The sequence below is a fragment of the Pseudomonas sp. MF09150 genome, from assembly GCF_059862355.1.
This window is the reverse complement of the sequence record NZ_JCBCUS010000008.1, coordinates 201,265-215,585: the sequence shown is the minus strand read 5'-3', so window position 1 is coordinate 215,585 and position 14,321 is coordinate 201,265. Positions and strand designations below refer to the sequence as shown.

At 62.8% G+C, this 14,321-nt stretch carries 11 protein-coding genes; 8 read left to right on the top strand and 3 right to left on the bottom strand.

Annotated features, from left to right (window positions below; all coding sequences use genetic code 11):
• The first annotated feature begins 187 nt into the window (after window positions 1-187).
• Window positions 188-514, top strand: coding sequence for a YegP family protein (locus tag AC19YX_RS26890; RefSeq protein ID WP_020296774.1), 327 nt, complete (start codon window positions 188-190; stop codon window positions 512-514).
• 59 nt (window positions 515-573) lie between these two features.
• Here AC19YX_RS26890 and xthA read toward each other — a convergent pair whose 3' ends face one another.
• A complete protein-coding gene (gene xthA / locus AC19YX_RS26885) occupies window positions 574-1,386 on the bottom strand; it encodes an exodeoxyribonuclease III (protein ID WP_500607410.1) in 813 nt (270 codons plus the stop codon).
• 174 nt (window positions 1,387-1,560) lie between these two features.
• Here xthA and AC19YX_RS26880 point away from each other — a divergent pair, with 174 nt between their 5' ends.
• The 7 genes from AC19YX_RS26880 (at window position 1,561) to AC19YX_RS26850 (ending at window position 12,782) form a co-directional block, all read left to right on the top strand.
• On the top strand, window positions 1,561-2,211 hold the full coding sequence (locus AC19YX_RS26880) for a GNAT family N-acetyltransferase (RefSeq protein WP_020296772.1): 651 nt from the start codon (window positions 1,561-1,563) through the stop codon (window positions 2,209-2,211).
• A 65-nt stretch (window positions 2,212-2,276) separates the two neighbouring features.
• Window positions 2,277-4,004, top strand: a complete 1,728-nt coding sequence (locus AC19YX_RS26875; protein WP_500607409.1) for an autotransporter assembly complex protein TamA — start codon at window positions 2,277-2,279, stop codon at window positions 4,002-4,004.
• On the top strand, window positions 4,001-7,672 hold the full coding sequence (locus tag AC19YX_RS26870; protein WP_500607408.1) for a translocation/assembly module TamB domain-containing protein: 3,672 nt from the start codon (window positions 4,001-4,003) through the stop codon (window positions 7,670-7,672). The genes AC19YX_RS26875 and AC19YX_RS26870 overlap by 4 nt, the downstream gene beginning before the upstream one ends.
• Before the next feature lie 358 nt (window positions 7,673-8,030).
• Complete coding sequence (locus AC19YX_RS26865) at window positions 8,031-8,504, top strand: MarR family winged helix-turn-helix transcriptional regulator (protein ID WP_020296769.1); 474 nt, start codon at window positions 8,031-8,033, stop codon at window positions 8,502-8,504.
• A complete protein-coding gene (locus AC19YX_RS26860; RefSeq protein WP_201131652.1) occupies window positions 8,501-9,970 on the top strand; it encodes an efflux transporter outer membrane subunit in 1,470 nt (489 codons plus the stop codon). The genes AC19YX_RS26865 and AC19YX_RS26860 overlap by 4 nt, the downstream gene beginning before the upstream one ends.
• A gap of 14 nt (window positions 9,971-9,984) precedes the next feature.
• The gene (locus AC19YX_RS26855) at window positions 9,985-11,187 is read left to right on the top strand and encodes an HlyD family secretion protein (protein ID WP_078473603.1); all 1,203 of its coding nucleotides are present in this window, start codon (window positions 9,985-9,987) and stop codon (window positions 11,185-11,187) included.
• Between the two features lie 65 nt (window positions 11,188-11,252).
• Complete coding sequence (locus AC19YX_RS26850) at window positions 11,253-12,782, top strand: DHA2 family efflux MFS transporter permease subunit (protein ID WP_078473602.1); 1,530 nt, start codon at window positions 11,253-11,255, stop codon at window positions 12,780-12,782.
• A 45-nt stretch (window positions 12,783-12,827) separates the two neighbouring features.
• On the opposite strand, the gene lpxH is transcribed toward AC19YX_RS26850, so the two are convergent.
• Both lpxH and AC19YX_RS26840 read right to left on the bottom strand, forming a co-directional pair.
• Window positions 12,828-13,577: a UDP-2,3-diacylglucosamine diphosphatase gene (gene lpxH / locus AC19YX_RS26845; RefSeq protein ID WP_500607407.1), complete on the bottom strand. Its 750-nt coding sequence runs from the start codon at window positions 13,575-13,577 to the stop codon at window positions 12,828-12,830.
• Entirely contained in the window at window positions 13,574-14,077 is a 504-nt protein-coding gene (locus AC19YX_RS26840; RefSeq protein ID WP_020296764.1) for a peptidylprolyl isomerase, read from the bottom strand. Before AC19YX_RS26840 ends, lpxH begins: the two co-directional genes overlap by 4 nt.
• Window positions 14,078-14,321 lie beyond the last annotated feature (244 nt).

Sequence of the window (14,321 nt, the reverse complement as noted above, 5' to 3'; positions counted from 1 at the left end):
CAGCCGTCGGCTGATGTTTCGGGAAGGATCCGACGGACTTTCAGATATGTCCTAAAGACCTTCCTTGGGGGGATGGATAGAGTCGAAAACTTTGTCTGGCGGGGATTGGAAGCGCTGCGAAGCCTGCATCCCCGACAGGCTCCCCAGCAGCATGTTGCTGCTATTTCGTTGTTCAAAGGAGTTGGAAATGAGTGCCTGGTTCGAGCTGAAGCAGTATGACAGTGGCGAATGCAGATTCCTGTTGAAGTCCAAGGAAGCCAAGACCCTGCTGCAAAGCAACCGCTACCCGTGTCGAGACACTGCCGAAGCAGCCATTGCGTTGTTTCGTCGTCATTGCGCATCTGCCGAGCGCTATGTGCGCAAGATTTCCCAGGGCGGCAAGTCGTACTTCAAGCTCAAGGCCGGCCAGGAGGTGATCATCGCCAGCCACCTCTATGATTCGGAGCCGACCCGCGAGATCGCCATCGAAGCCATCATGGCCGCTGGCACCACCCCGCATATCGAGCTGCGCTGACCTCATGAAAAAGCCCATCTTGCGATGGGCTTTTTTGTGCCTGGGCGAAAGCCGGTGAATCAGCTCAGTTCGAGCCAGATCGGCGCATGGTCGGAGGGTTTCTCCATACCGCGCAGTTCGTAGTCGACCCCGGCATCCTTGACCCGTGGCAGCAGTCCGCTGGACGCCATGATCAGGTCGATGCGCAGGCCGCGCTTGGGATCATCCTCAAAGCCGCGGCTGCGGTAGTCGAACCAGCTGAAGCGGTCGCTGACCTCCGGGTTGAGGTGACGGAAGCTGTCCACCAGGCCCCAGTTCTTCAGGCGCGCCATCCACTCGCGTTCTTCCGGCAGGAAGCTGCACTTGCCGGTTTTCAACCAGCGCTTCATGTTCTCCGGGCCGATGCCGATGTCGCAGTCTTCCGGCGATATGTTCACATCGCCCATGACAATCAAGGGCTGGTCGTTGCTGAAGCGGCTTTCCAGCAGCTGTTGCAAGTCGTTGTAGAAACGCTGCTTGGCCGGGAATTTGGTCGGATGGTCGCGGCTTTCGCCCTGGGGGAAGTAGCCGTTCATGATGGTCACCGGGGTGCCATCGGCGTCGGCGAAGGTGCCCCAGATAAAACGCCGCTGGGCCTCTTCGTCATCGCCTTCGAACCCCTTGTGCAGGCTCAGGGGCGCCTGGCGTGAGAGCAGCGCTACACCGTAATGGCCTTTCTGCCCGTGATAATGAACGTGGTAACCCAGGGCCTGAACATCGGCCAGGGGGAACTGCTCGTCCGAGACTTTGGTTTCCTGCAGGCCGATGACATCCGGCTGGTGTTTCTCGATCAGCGCCGCCAGCTGATGAGGGCGGGCACGTAGCCCGTTGATGTTGAACGAGACGATTTTCATGGTCGGCGGTCCTGGCAAAACAGCGATGCTAGCCGACAAGTCGCAGCGCCACCAGCGTGGCGGCAGCCCGGATGCGCTGCTAATGTCCTTGGACCGGGGAACGATCACCGGACGAAAAGGCTCGTAACAACAAGAGCGCGGCCATTTGAGCCGGGTCCAGGGGAGTCAACCGCAATGCCTGAAACATCCACTGCCATCGCCGATATCCACATGCTCGACAGCGGCTACTCGCGGGAGGCGCGTTCGCTGTTGTACCAGGCCTACCGGCATGAACCGACCTTCGGTTTTCTGTTCGAGTCCGAGCGCCCGGGGTATGAGCAGCGCGTGCGGGCCACGGTACGGGAACTGGTCAAACAGCATTTTCTGCAGGATCTGCCTGCCATCGGCCTGCTGGTCAACGACCGCTTGATCGGCATTGCCCTGATCGCACCGCCCCAGCGCCGGCTGGGGATCACCGAAAGCTGGGCCTGGCGCCTGCGCATGGTGCTGAGCACCGGCTTTCGCTGCACCCGGCGTTACCTGGACTACCACGCAGCAGTCAGCGCCTGTTTGCCCAGCGACGCGGTGCACGTGTTGCCGCTGCTGGGGATTCACCCGCAATTCCAGGGCCAGCACTTTGGCGAGCAACTGCTGACCGCCGTGCACAACTGGTGCGCGGTGGACGAAAACTCCCAGGGCGTGGTGCTCGATACCGGCAACCCACGCTACCTGGAGTTCTACAAGCGCCAGGGTTATGAAGAGATCGGCGAAATCGCTGTGGGGCCGATTCGCGAGCACGTTTTTTTTCACGCCAATCCCCAGGTGTTACACAGCGCAACAGCTTGAGATAGAACTTTTCCGGGGGCTGTGGGTTCTATCACGCTCCCAAGCTCGTGATAGCATCCGCGCCTATGAAGTTTCCTGGAAGAATCACCAGCAGCCTGTTGCTGCTGTTTACAAGCTGTGCGGCGCTGGCGCAAAGCGAACTGGATGTCAGGGTCAAACCGGCCAATGACGAGTTGAAGGCCAATGTGGAGGGCTACATTGGCGGTGTCGGAGACCGTGACGAAGAAGCCTTGCTGCGCTTCAGTCGCGGCGCCGAGGAGCAGGCGCGCAAGGCCGCCCAGGCCCTTGGCTACTATCAGCCGCAGATCAGCAGCGACGTCAAAGGTGGCGAAAAGCCACGTCTGGTATTGAATATCGACCCCGGCGAACCCGTGCACCTGCGCGACGTCATCGTGCGTATCGAAGGCCCGGCTGCCAGCCTCAAGGCTTTCCGAGTGCCCAAGAGCGACCAGCTCAAAACCGGGGCCGTGCTCAACCACGGTCACTACGAAGATGCCAAGCACCTGATTCAGAATCAGGCCTCGCGCTATGGCTTTTTCAGTGGGCGTTTCACCCGGCAGCGGCTGGCGGTCGATCCCCAGGCAGGGGTCGCGGATATCGAACTGGTGTACGACAGCGGCCCGCGCTATGCGTTGGGCAAGGTCAGCTTCGCCGGCGATGCGCCGTTCGATGAAGAGCTGCTGCAGCGCATGGTGCCGTTCAAGGCCGGCGCACCCTATGACTCCGAGCTGATTGCCGAACTCAACCAGGCGCTGCAATCGAGTGGCTATTTCGAGGGCGTGCGGGTCGACGCGGCGCCCACGGCAGCGGCCAACGACGTGATCCCGGTGGCGGTCCAGCTGGAAACCCGCAAGCCCCGGACCATGGGCCTGGGCCTGGGTTTCTCCACCGACGTCGGGCCTCGGGCCAAGGCCAACTGGACCCGGCACTGGGTCAATCCGCAGGGCCACAGCTATGGCTGGGAGGCCGAGGTTTCGGCGCCCCGGCAGAACGTCGGGCTGTGGTACGACATCCCGCTGGATCCACCGCTCACCGACAAACTGCGTTTTGCCGGTGGCTATCAGAATGAAGAAATCGCCAACACCGACACCCTCAGCAAACTGCTGACCATCGGCCCTGAATGGCACAGCAAGCTGCCCAGTGGTTGGCAGCGCGTGGTGTCGTTGAAATGGCAGCGCGAAGAATATCGCCTGGGCGATGACTCGGGCCTGAGTAACCTGCTGATGCCCGGGCTGACGTATTCCTACCTGCGCAGTGACAACCGCATCGATCCGCACAACGGCTATCGCCTGCAATTCGACACCAAGCTGGCCAAGGAAGGCCTGGCCTCCGACACCAACCTGCTGTACGGCACGGTGCTGCTCAAGGGGCTGACCACGGTCTGGGATAACCACCGCTTCCTGGGGCGGGTGCAGTTCGGTGGCAGTGCCACCAACGGCTATAAATCGATCCCGCCGTCCCTGCGCTTCTTCGCCGGTGGCGACCAAAGTGTGCGCGGTTATGACTATCAGAGCCTGTCCCCGGAAAACTCCGACGGCGACCGTATCGGTGGGCGCTACATGGTGGCCGGCAGTGTCGAGTATCAGTATTCGATTGCCGAGAAGTGGCGCATCGCGACCTTCGTCGACCAGGGCAACTCCTTCAATAAGCTCGAACTGCCGAACCTCAAGACCGGGATCGGCCTTGGCGTGCGCTGGGTGTCACCGGTGGGGCCGATTCGCCTCGACCTGGCCCACGCGCTGAATGATGACGGTGGTATTCGATTGCACTTTTCCATGGGGCCGGAGCTGTGAAGCGTGGTTTGAAAATAACGCTGCTGGCAATGGTGGCTCTGCTGTTGCTGCTGGTAGTGAGTGTGGCCTTGCTAGTAGGCACTCAGGCCGGCAGCCGCTGGGCCCTGGGCCAGGTACCGGGCTTGAGCGTGGAAAATTTTGCCGGGCAGTTGGCTGGCCAGTGGAGCGCCGATCACCTGCTGTGGGAGCAAGGCAGCAGCCGGGTCGAGCTGGTGGCGCCGAAGTTTGCCTGGTCGCCATCGTGCCTGCTGCGCATGACCCTGTGCATCGAGCAGTTGGATGTGGAGCAGGTCAGTCTGCAATTCCCCCCGGGCGGCGACGATAACAGCGGCCCCATCAGCCTGCCGGACCTGCAATTGCCGCTGGCGATCAAGCTGGGTCAGGTGCGGGTCGGCAACCTGCTGTTTAACGGCAGCGAGCAACTCAAAGGCCTGCAACTGGCCGCGCAATGGACCGCCCAGGGCTTGCAGATCGACTCACTGCAGCTGCAGCGCGACGACCTGAGCCTGAACCTGGCCGGGCTGCTGCACCCCAGCGGCAACTGGCCCCTGCAGGCCAGCGGCAACCTGACCCTGCCGGCGCCGGGCGACGAGCCCTGGGCTTTGGCGCTGAAGGTCGAAGGCGACCTGCTCAAGACCCTGACCTTGCACGCCGACAGCAGCGGTTATTTGCAGGGCCAGCTCAGCGGCGAACTGCAACCGCTGGTGGAAAACCTGCCGGCCCAGGTCCGTATTACTGCCGATGCTTTCAAGGCCAGCGCCGAGCTGCCGGATACCCTGATGCTCAATCAGTTGCTGCTGACCGGCCAGGGCGACCTGAAACACGGCTATCAACTGCAGGGCAGCGCCAGCCTGCCGGCTGAGCAGGGCCCGGTGGCCCTGGCGCTGACCGGCAAGGTTGACGCCAACGGTGCGCAGATCGCCGCCCTGGACCTGACCGCCAACGACAAGCAAAGCCTCAAGTTGACCGGCGCACTGGATTGGAGTGAAGGCTTCAGCGCCGAGGGCAAGGTCGCCTGGCTGGATTTCCCCTGGCATCGCCTGTACCCGGTGATCGACGAGCCCGCGGTGGCGGTGCGCACCTTCAATGCCGAAGTGTCGTACCGCGACGGCCATTACCTGGGCAACTTTCAGGGCGACCTCGATGGGCCGGCCGGTGCCTTCAGCCTCGGCAGCCCGTTCAGTGGTGACCTGACCCAGATCTTTCTCCCTGAATTCAAGCTGGCGGCCGGGCAGGGCAAGGCCGAGGGCCACCTGAAACTGCAATTTGCCGACGGCATCGCCTGGGACACGGCGCTGCAGTTATCGGCGATCAACCCGGCGTACTGGCTGGCGGAGCTGCCGGGCACGCTCGCGGGTCCGTTGCGCAGCCAGGGGCAATTGAAGAACGAACAGCTCAAGCTCAATGCCGACCTCGACCTCAAGGGCAAGCTGCGTGGCCAACCTGCGGTGTTGCAGGCCAAGGCCGATGGCCAGGGGCAGCAGTGGACCCTGAGCACCCTCGATATCCGCCTGGGGGATAACCGCATCAATGGCTCCGGCAGCCTGCAGCAGAAACTTGCCGGGCAATTGGATATCAAGCTGCCGCGCCTGGGCCAGCTGTGGCCGCAGTTGCGCGGCCAGGCCAATGGTCGCCTCGACCTGGCCGGGACCTTGAATGCGCCCCAGGGCAAGCTCGACCTGCAAGGCCAGCAGTTGGCGTTTGTCGATAACCGCCTGCAAAACCTGGTGGTTGCCGCGAAGCTCGACAGCGCGCAAAAGGCCCGCCTCGACCTCAAGGGCAGCGGGATCCAGGTCGGAGATACCCAGCTGGGCACCCTGACCCTGGCCGGCCAGGGCGATATCAAGAATCAGAAGCTGCAACTGGACCTGCAAGGCCCGCTGCTGAAACTGGCCCTGGGTCTGGATGGCGTCCTTAATCAAGGCAACTGGCGCGGACGCCTGGCCAGCGGCGAGATCCAGAGCGGTGGCCAGGACTGGAAGCTGCAAGCCCCGGCGAAACTGGAGTACCTGGCCGACGGCAAGCTCAACTTCGGCGCCCATTGCTGGGCTTCCGGCGCGGCCAGCCTGTGCGGCGAAGATCAACGCCTGATGCCTGAGCCCAAGCTGCGCTATCACCTCAAGCAATTCCCCCTCGACAGCCTCGCGCAGTGGCTGCCCAAGGATTTTGCGTGGAAGGGCCAGCTCAATGCCGACCTGCAACTGGACGTGCCCGCCAGCGGGCCCAAAGGCCAGATCCTGGTGGACGCCAGCGGTGGCACCTTGCGCATCAAGGAAAAGGATCAGTGGCTGGACTTCCCGTACCAGGCCCTGAAACTCAACACCACGCTCAACCCCAAGCGCATCGACACCCGTCTCGAGTTCGCCGGCGGCAAGCTTGGCGAGTTGCTGGTGCAGGCGCAGATCAATCCCCTGGCGAAAAACAAGGCGCTGTCCGGGGACTTCCGCTTGAGCGGCCTGGACCTGGCGGTGGTGCGGCCGTTTGTGCCGATGGTCGAGAAGCTGGCGGGCAACCTCAATGGCAGCGGACGCCTGTCGGGCGGGCTGTTGGCGCCTCAGGTCAATGGCAACCTGACGCTCAGTGGTGGTGAGGTTTCCGGTTCCGAGCTGCCGATCAGTCTTGAGGATTTGCAACTGCAGGCGCAGATCGCCGGTGAGAGCGTGCAACTCAATGGCGCCTGGAAAAGCGGCAAGGCCGGGCAGGGCAGCCTCACTGGCACAGTCGCCTGGGGTCAGGCGCTGGCGGTGGACCTGAATCTCAAGGGCTCGCAGTTGCCGGTGACCGTCGAGCCCTACGCGGTGCTGGAAGTGGCGCCGGACCTGAAAATCTCCATGCAGGGCGACAAACTGGCGATTGCCGGCAAGGTCCATGTGCCCAAGGGCGAGATCAAGGTGCGCGAGTTGCCGCCGTCGACGGTCAAGGTTTCGGACGACACGGTGATCATCGGGCAGCAGACCGCCGAGGGTAAACCGCCGATGGCCATGGCGATGGACGTCGATGTGGTGGTGGGCGAAGACAAGCTCAGCTTTGCCGGTTTCGGCCTGACCGCCAACCTGCAGGGGCATGTGCATATCGGTGACAACATGGACACCCGTGGTGAGCTGTGGCTCAACGACGGGCGCTACCGGGCCTATGGCCAGCGCCTGACCGTGCGCCGCGCGCGGCTGTTGTTCGCCGGGCCCATCGATCAGCCGTACCTGGACATTGAAGCGATCCGCCAGACCGACGACGTGATCGCCGGGATCCGCCTGAGCGGCAGCGCCGAACAGCCGGTGACGCAGATCTTCTCCGAACCGGCCATGAGCCAGGAGCAGGCGCTGTCCTACCTGGTGCTGGGGCGTCCGCTGAGTTCCACCGGCGAGGACAACAACATGCTGGCCCAGGCGGCGCTGGGACTGGGGTTGATGGGCAGTTCCAACTTCACCGGCAGCCTGGCGAAAAACCTCGGGATCCAGGACTTCCAGCTCGACACCCAGGGCAGCGGCACCAACACAGCGGTGGTCGCCAGCGGCAATATCTCGGAGAAACTCAGCCTGCGCTACGGCGTCGGCGTGTTCGAACCGGCCAACACCATCGCCTTGCGCTACAAGTTGAGCAAAAAGGTGTACCTGGAAGCGGCCAGTGGCGTGGCCAGTTCCCTGGATATTTTCTATAAGCGCGATTTTTGAGGCAGCGGTAGCTGCTGCCTACGTGGTGCCTGAGGGGCCAGCGCAGCCTGGCGGTAAAGGTTTGTAGCCGCTGCCGCAGGCTCGGGCCGCGTTCGGACGCTGTCCCTTACGGACACCGTCCGAACACCTGCCCCCCCCACGGCGCCTGATCGGGCCAGCGCAGCCTCGCAGGCTCGGCAGCAGCTACCGGCCTCACGAACATCTCCTGAACACCTGACCCCTCGCCGCGGCCAACGCCGCGCCCGATGCCGTTTATCCAGCCAAATACAAAGCATGCTAATTATTGCTTTGACATTCGCTGCCTAGGCAGTAACATCTCGACATACTTTCCCTGCCTAGGCAGCTAATGGGTGGTCAGATGAAACATTACACGCCGGACAACTTCCAAAACTGCCACCTGGGCCTTCTGCTCGGGCGCGCTGCGTTGCTCAAGGACCGGATCATCGACACCCATATGGAGCCCCACGGCATCACGGCGGCGCAGTTCAAGGTGCTGATCATCATGGCCCAGTTCGGCGTCGACACCCCGGCCGAGCTGTGCCGCCACCTGTCCCTGGACAGCGGATCGATGACGCGCATGCTCGACCGCCTGGAGCAGAAGGATTTCCTCGCCCGTCGGCGTTCCGAAGGCGATCGGCGCCAGGTGCAACTGGTGCTCACCGAAGAAGGCCAGAAACTCGCGGACCGTTTGCCCCACATCGGCGCGCAGGCCATGAATCAACTGGCGGGCGCCATCAGCCCGCAAGAGCTGGAAACCCTGGAACAGATCCTCAAGAAAATTTTGCTGGCAGCCGGTGACCCGATCACCGTGTTGCGGGTAGGTGATAAATGAGCAGTAAAACCTTGCGTAACCGCGTCAGCCTGGTGCTGCTGGCCATGAGCATGGCCGGCTGTGCCAGCTACAGCGGCCTCGATACCGAAGGCGTGAGCCTCGATGCCAAGAGCCTCAAGGCCGGGCAGTCCCTCACGGGCGTGACCCTGTCGCCAGCGGCCTGGCCAAAGAATGACTGGTGGAAAAGCCTGGGCGACCCACAGCTCGACGGCCTGATCCAGGAAGCCCTGCATGACAGCCCGGATATGCAGATCGCCAGCGCCCGGGCCCATCAGGCCAGCGCCGCGGCCTATGCCGCCGATGCTTCGCGCATGCCGACCCTGGATGCCAGCGGCAGTGTCAGCCGTTCGCGCCTGGCCCGCGACCAGGACCCGAGCGGGCAGGGCGGCACCTACAGCACGGTGCGCAGCCTGGGGCTGAATTTCAATTACAACTTCGACCTCTGGGGCGGCCAGCGTGCCACCTGGGAAGCCGCGCTGGGTCAGGCCCGCGCTGCAGAAATCGATCGCCAGGCCGCGCAACTGACATTGGCCGCCGACGTGGCACGGGCCTACAGCGACCTAGGCCAGGCGCACATTGTCCACGACCTGGCCAATGACGACCTCAAGCGCACCCGACAGATGCTCGACCTGAGCCAGAAGCGCCTCAGCTCCGGCATCGACAGCCAGTATCAGTACCAGCAGACCGAAAGCCTCGAGGCCAGCTCCCAGGCCACCCTGATCGATGCCGAGAAAAAACTGCAAAGCGCCAAGATCGCCCTGGCCGTGCTGCTCGGCAAAGGCCCGGACCGGGGCAATGAAATCGCCCGGCCCAAGGTGTTGCAGGCCAGCGCCGTGGCCTTGCCCTCCACTTTGCCCGCCGAGCTGCTGGGCCGTCGCCCGGACCTGATCGCCGCCCGCTGGCGGGTAGAGGCCGCAGGCAGGAGCATCGACGCCGGCAAGACCCGCTTCTACCCCAACCTCAACCTCAGTGCCGCCGCCGGTACCCAGGCCTTGCTGGGGGATGCGATGTTCGGTTCCGCCAGCCGTTTCTTCAACATTGCGCCGACGATTTCGCTGCCGATTTTCGACGGCGGCCGCTTGCGCGCCGACCTCGACGCGCGGGATGCCGACTACGACCTGGCGGTGGCCCAGTACAACAAAAGCCTAGTGACTGCCCTGGGGGATGTCAGCGACAGCATTTCCCAGTTGCGCGATATCGGCCGGCAGATAGCCGCCCAGCAACATGCCACCGATATTGCCCAGGAGTCCTACAACACCGTGGTCCAGCGTTTCGGTTCCGGCATCGGCAACTACCTGGACGTGCTCAGCATCGAGCAGCAATTGCTGCAGGCCCAGCGTCAGCTGGCGACCCTGAATGCCGAGCAGATCGACCTGTCGATTCAATTGATGCAGGCGTTGGGGGGCGGCTTCGAGGCCGGCAACCTGGCTTCGGCCACCCCGACCCCCGCCACGCAGACTAAATAATTCGAGGACTTGTCATGGCCACTGCCGAGACTAACCAAACATCCGAAAACACCCCGGACACGAGCAATCCGCGCAAGCGCAAAATCATGCTGCTGATCCTGGCGCTGATTGTGATCCTGGGCGGCATCGGCGTTTTCGCCTGGCACGAGCTGTACGGGCGCTGGAATGAAAGCACCGACGACGCCTACGTCAACGGCAACGTGGTGGAAATCACGCCGCTGGTGACCGGCACCGTGGTCAGCATCGGTGCCGACGATGGCGACCTGGTGCATGAAGGCCAGGTGCTGATCAATTTCGACCCCAACGATGCCCAGGTCGGGCTGCAAAGCGCCCAGGCCAATCTGGCTCGCACTGTGCGTCAGGTGCGTGGCTTGTACAGCAATGTCGACGGCATGAAAGCCCAGGTGGCGGCGCAGAAAGCCGAGGTGCAAAAAGCCCAGGACAACTTCAATCGCCGGAAAAACCTGGCCGCCAGCGGGGCGATTTCCCAGGAAGAGCTGTCCCACGCCCGGGATGACCTGACCTCGGCGCAAAACGCCCTGGCCAACGCCCAGCAACAACTCAACACCACCAATGCCCTGGTGGACGACACCGTGGTTTCGTCGCACCCGGACGTGCAGTCCGCCGCCGCCCAGTTGCGCCAGGCCTACCTGACCAACGCCCGCAGCACGCTGATTGCACCGGTCACCGGTTATGTGGCCAAGCGCACTGTGCAACTGGGACAGCGGGTCCAGCCCGGCACCGCGTTGATGGCGGTCATCCCGCTGAATCAGCTGTGGATCGACGCCAACTTCAAGGAAACCCAGCTGCGTGACATGCGCATCGGCCAGCCGGTGGATATCGAAGCCGACCTCTACGGCAGTGACGTCAAATACAGCGGCACCATCGACAGCCTGGGGGCCGGCACCGGCAGTGCCTTTGCCTTGCTCCCGGCGCAGAACGCCACCGGTAACTGGATCAAGATCGTGCAGCGAGTGCCTGTGCGCATCCACATCAATGCCGAAGAGCTGGCGCAGCACCCACTGCGGGTCGGCCTGTCGACCCTGGTCAACGTCAATCTGCATGACCAGAGCGGCCCGGTACTGGCCCAGCAACCCCCGCAAAAAGCCTCGTTCAGCACCAACGTCTACGACCGCCAGTTGGGCGAAGCCGACGCCATGATCGCGCGCCTGATCCACGACAACAGCGCTGCCATCGGCAAGACCGCGCAGCGCTGATCCGCCAATCCGCCAGTCGCGGCCCTTGAGGGTCGCGACGCCAGCCTCGTTCCAAAGGATTCGCGATGAGCAATAACGCGTCTTTCACGCCGCCCAGCCTGCTGCTCAGCACCATCGGCCTGTCCCTGGCGACTTTCATGCAGGTGCTCGACACCACCATCGCCAACGTGGCCTTGCCGACCATTTCCGGCAACCTGGGGGTGAGTTCCGAGCAGGGCACCTGGGTCATCACCTCGTTTGCCGTGAGCAACGCCATTGCCTTGCCGCTGACCGGCTGGTTGAGCCGGCGTTTCGGCGAGGTGAAGCTGTTTATCTGGGCCACCATTCTGTTTGTGCTGGCCTCGTTTCTGTGCGGTATTTCCACCTCGATGCCCGAGCTGGTGGGCTTTCGCGTGTTGCAGGGGGTGGTGGCGGGGCCGTTGTACCCGATGACCCAGACCCTGTTGATCGCGGTCTATCCGCCGGCCAAAAGGGGGATGGCCCTGGCACTGTTGGCGATGGTCACGGTGGTCGCGCCGATTGCCGGGCCGATCCTCGGCGGCTGGATCACCGACAGTTACAGTTGGCCGTGGATCTTCTTTATCAACGTGCCGATCGGCCTGTTTGCCGCCTGGGTGGTCAAGCAGCAACTGAAGGCGCGACCGGTGGTTACCAGTCGCCAGCCGATGGACTACATCGGCCTGCTGAGCCTGATCGTCGGCGTCGGCGCGCTGCAGGTGGTGCTGGACAAGGGCAACGACCTGGATTGGTTCGAGTCCAACTTCATCATCATCGGCACGCTGATTTCGGTGATTGCCCTGGCGGTGTTCGTGATCTGGGAAATGACCGACCGCCACCCGGTGGTCAACCTGCGGCTGTTCGCCTATCGCAACTTTCGCATCGGCACCATTGTGCTGGTGGGCGGTTATGCCGGGTTCTTCGGCATCAACTTGATCCTGCCGCAGTGGTTGCAGACCCAGATGGGCTACACCGCCACCTGGGCCGGGCTGGCGGTGGCGCCGATCGGTATCCTGCCGGTGCTGATGTCGCCTTTTGTCGGCAAGTACGCCCACAAGTTCGACCTGCGGCTGCTGGCCGGGCTGGCGTTCCTGGCGATTGGCCTGAGCTGCTTCATGCGCGCCGGGTTCACCAGTGAGGTGGACTTCCAGCACATCGCCCTGGTGCAGCTGTTTATGGGGATCGGGGTGGCGCTGTTCTTCATGCCGACCCTGAGCATCCTGATGTCGGACCTGCCACCGCACCAGATTGCCGACGGCGCGGGGTTGGCGACCTTCCTGCGGACCCTGGGCGGCAGCTTCGCGGCGTCGCTCACCACCTGGATCTGGATCCGCCGGGCCGACCAGCACCACGCCTATATGAGCGAGAGCATCAGCACCTTCGACCCTGCAACCCGCGAGGCCCTGAACAACCTCGGCGGGGCCGGCACCAAGGCCTATGCGCAATTGGACCAGGTGCTGACCAGCCAGGCCTACATGCTGTCGACCGTCGACTATTTCACCCTGTTGGGCTGGGTGTTCATGGGGTTGATTCTGCTGGTCTGGCTGGCCAAACCGCCGTTTGCGGCCAAGGCCGGTCCGGCTTCAGGCGGCCACTGAGGCGCAACCTGTGGTGATGGAGCACGCTCTTTCACCACAGGGGGCTTACTGGCTGGGAAGGGCCAGCTGAGTCGGTACGAAATCGAACGCGGCCAGTTGGAAACCCTGCTCGTCGACCTGCAAGGCCCAACCCTGACGATCCCAATCCCCCAGCACGATGCGCTTGGCCGCCTGCTCGCCCAGTTGCAGCTTGTGGATGGCAGGGCGGTGGGTATGGCCGTGGACCAGGGTGTGGACGCCAAACGCCTGCATCACCCGCGGTACTTCTTCGGGTGTCACATCGACGATGTCGTTGGCTTTCATCCGGGTTTGCGCGCGGCTTTCGTTGCGCAGCTTGCGCGCCAGCTTGTGCCGGGTGCGCAACGGCAAGTGCCGCAGAATCCACAGGGTGAGCGGGTTGCGCAGGTAGCGGCGCATGCGCATGTAGGCTTCGTCGCGGGTGCAGAGGCTGTCACCGTGCATCAACAGCACCGGCTCACCGTAGAAGTCGACCACGCTCGGGTCCTTGAGCAGGGTGGCGCCGGCCGCCTTGCAGAAGGCCTTGCCGAGCATGAAGTCGCGATTGCCATGCATCAGGAAAATCTGCGTACCGCTGTCGCTCAATTCCCGCAGCGCCTGGCAAATGGAAAGCTGGTAGGGGCTCATGGCGTCGTCGCCGACCCACACCTCGAAGAAGTCACCGAGGATGTACAGCGCCTGTGCCTCGCGGGCACGTCCGCCGAGTAAATCCAGAAACGCCCGGGTGATGTCCGGGCGCTCCTGTTCCAGATGCAAATCTGAAATCAGCAATATCACTCAATGATCTCGGCTTTCTCGATGATCACGTCGTCTGCTGGTACGTCCTGGTGGCCGCCTTTCATGGTGGTGGAGACGCCCTTGATCTTGTCGACCACGTCGCTGCCTTCAACCACTTTGCCGAAGACTGCGTAGCCCCAGCCCTGGGTGGTCTTGCCGCTGTGGTTGAGGAAGCTGTTGTCGGCGACGTTGATGAAGAACTGTGCGGAGGCCGAATGCGGCTCCATGGTGCGAGCCATGGCTACGGTGTACTTGTCGTTGGAAAGGCCGTTGTCGGCTTCGTTCTGGATGCTGGCGCGCTTGTCTTTCTTTTCTTTCATGCCTGGCTCGAAACCGCCGCCCTGGATCATGAAGTTGCCGATGACACGGTGGAACACGGTGTTTTCGTAGTGGCCGGCCTTAACGTATTCGATGAAGTTGGCCACGGTGACCGGGGCTTTCTCGGCGTTCAGTTCCAGCACGATGTCGCCGTGGTTGGTGGTCAGTTTGACTTGGGTCATGATCGGTACTCTTTCAAGTAGTGCGTGGTTCAAGGAATTCGTGGGTTTCGGGGCGCTGATAGGGCCTGCGGGCCCCGAACCGTACGGGCTGATATCAGCCACGGTGCGCAGTTTAGCGTGAGGCGCACGAAATTCGAGGCTGTTTTTTCATTTGAGTTGCATTAATAGCCGCAGTTTTCCAAGCGGCGCTGTCAGGCGCTTGGCCGCATCGGCTATAGTGTCCGTTTTTGATTGATCAGGCCGC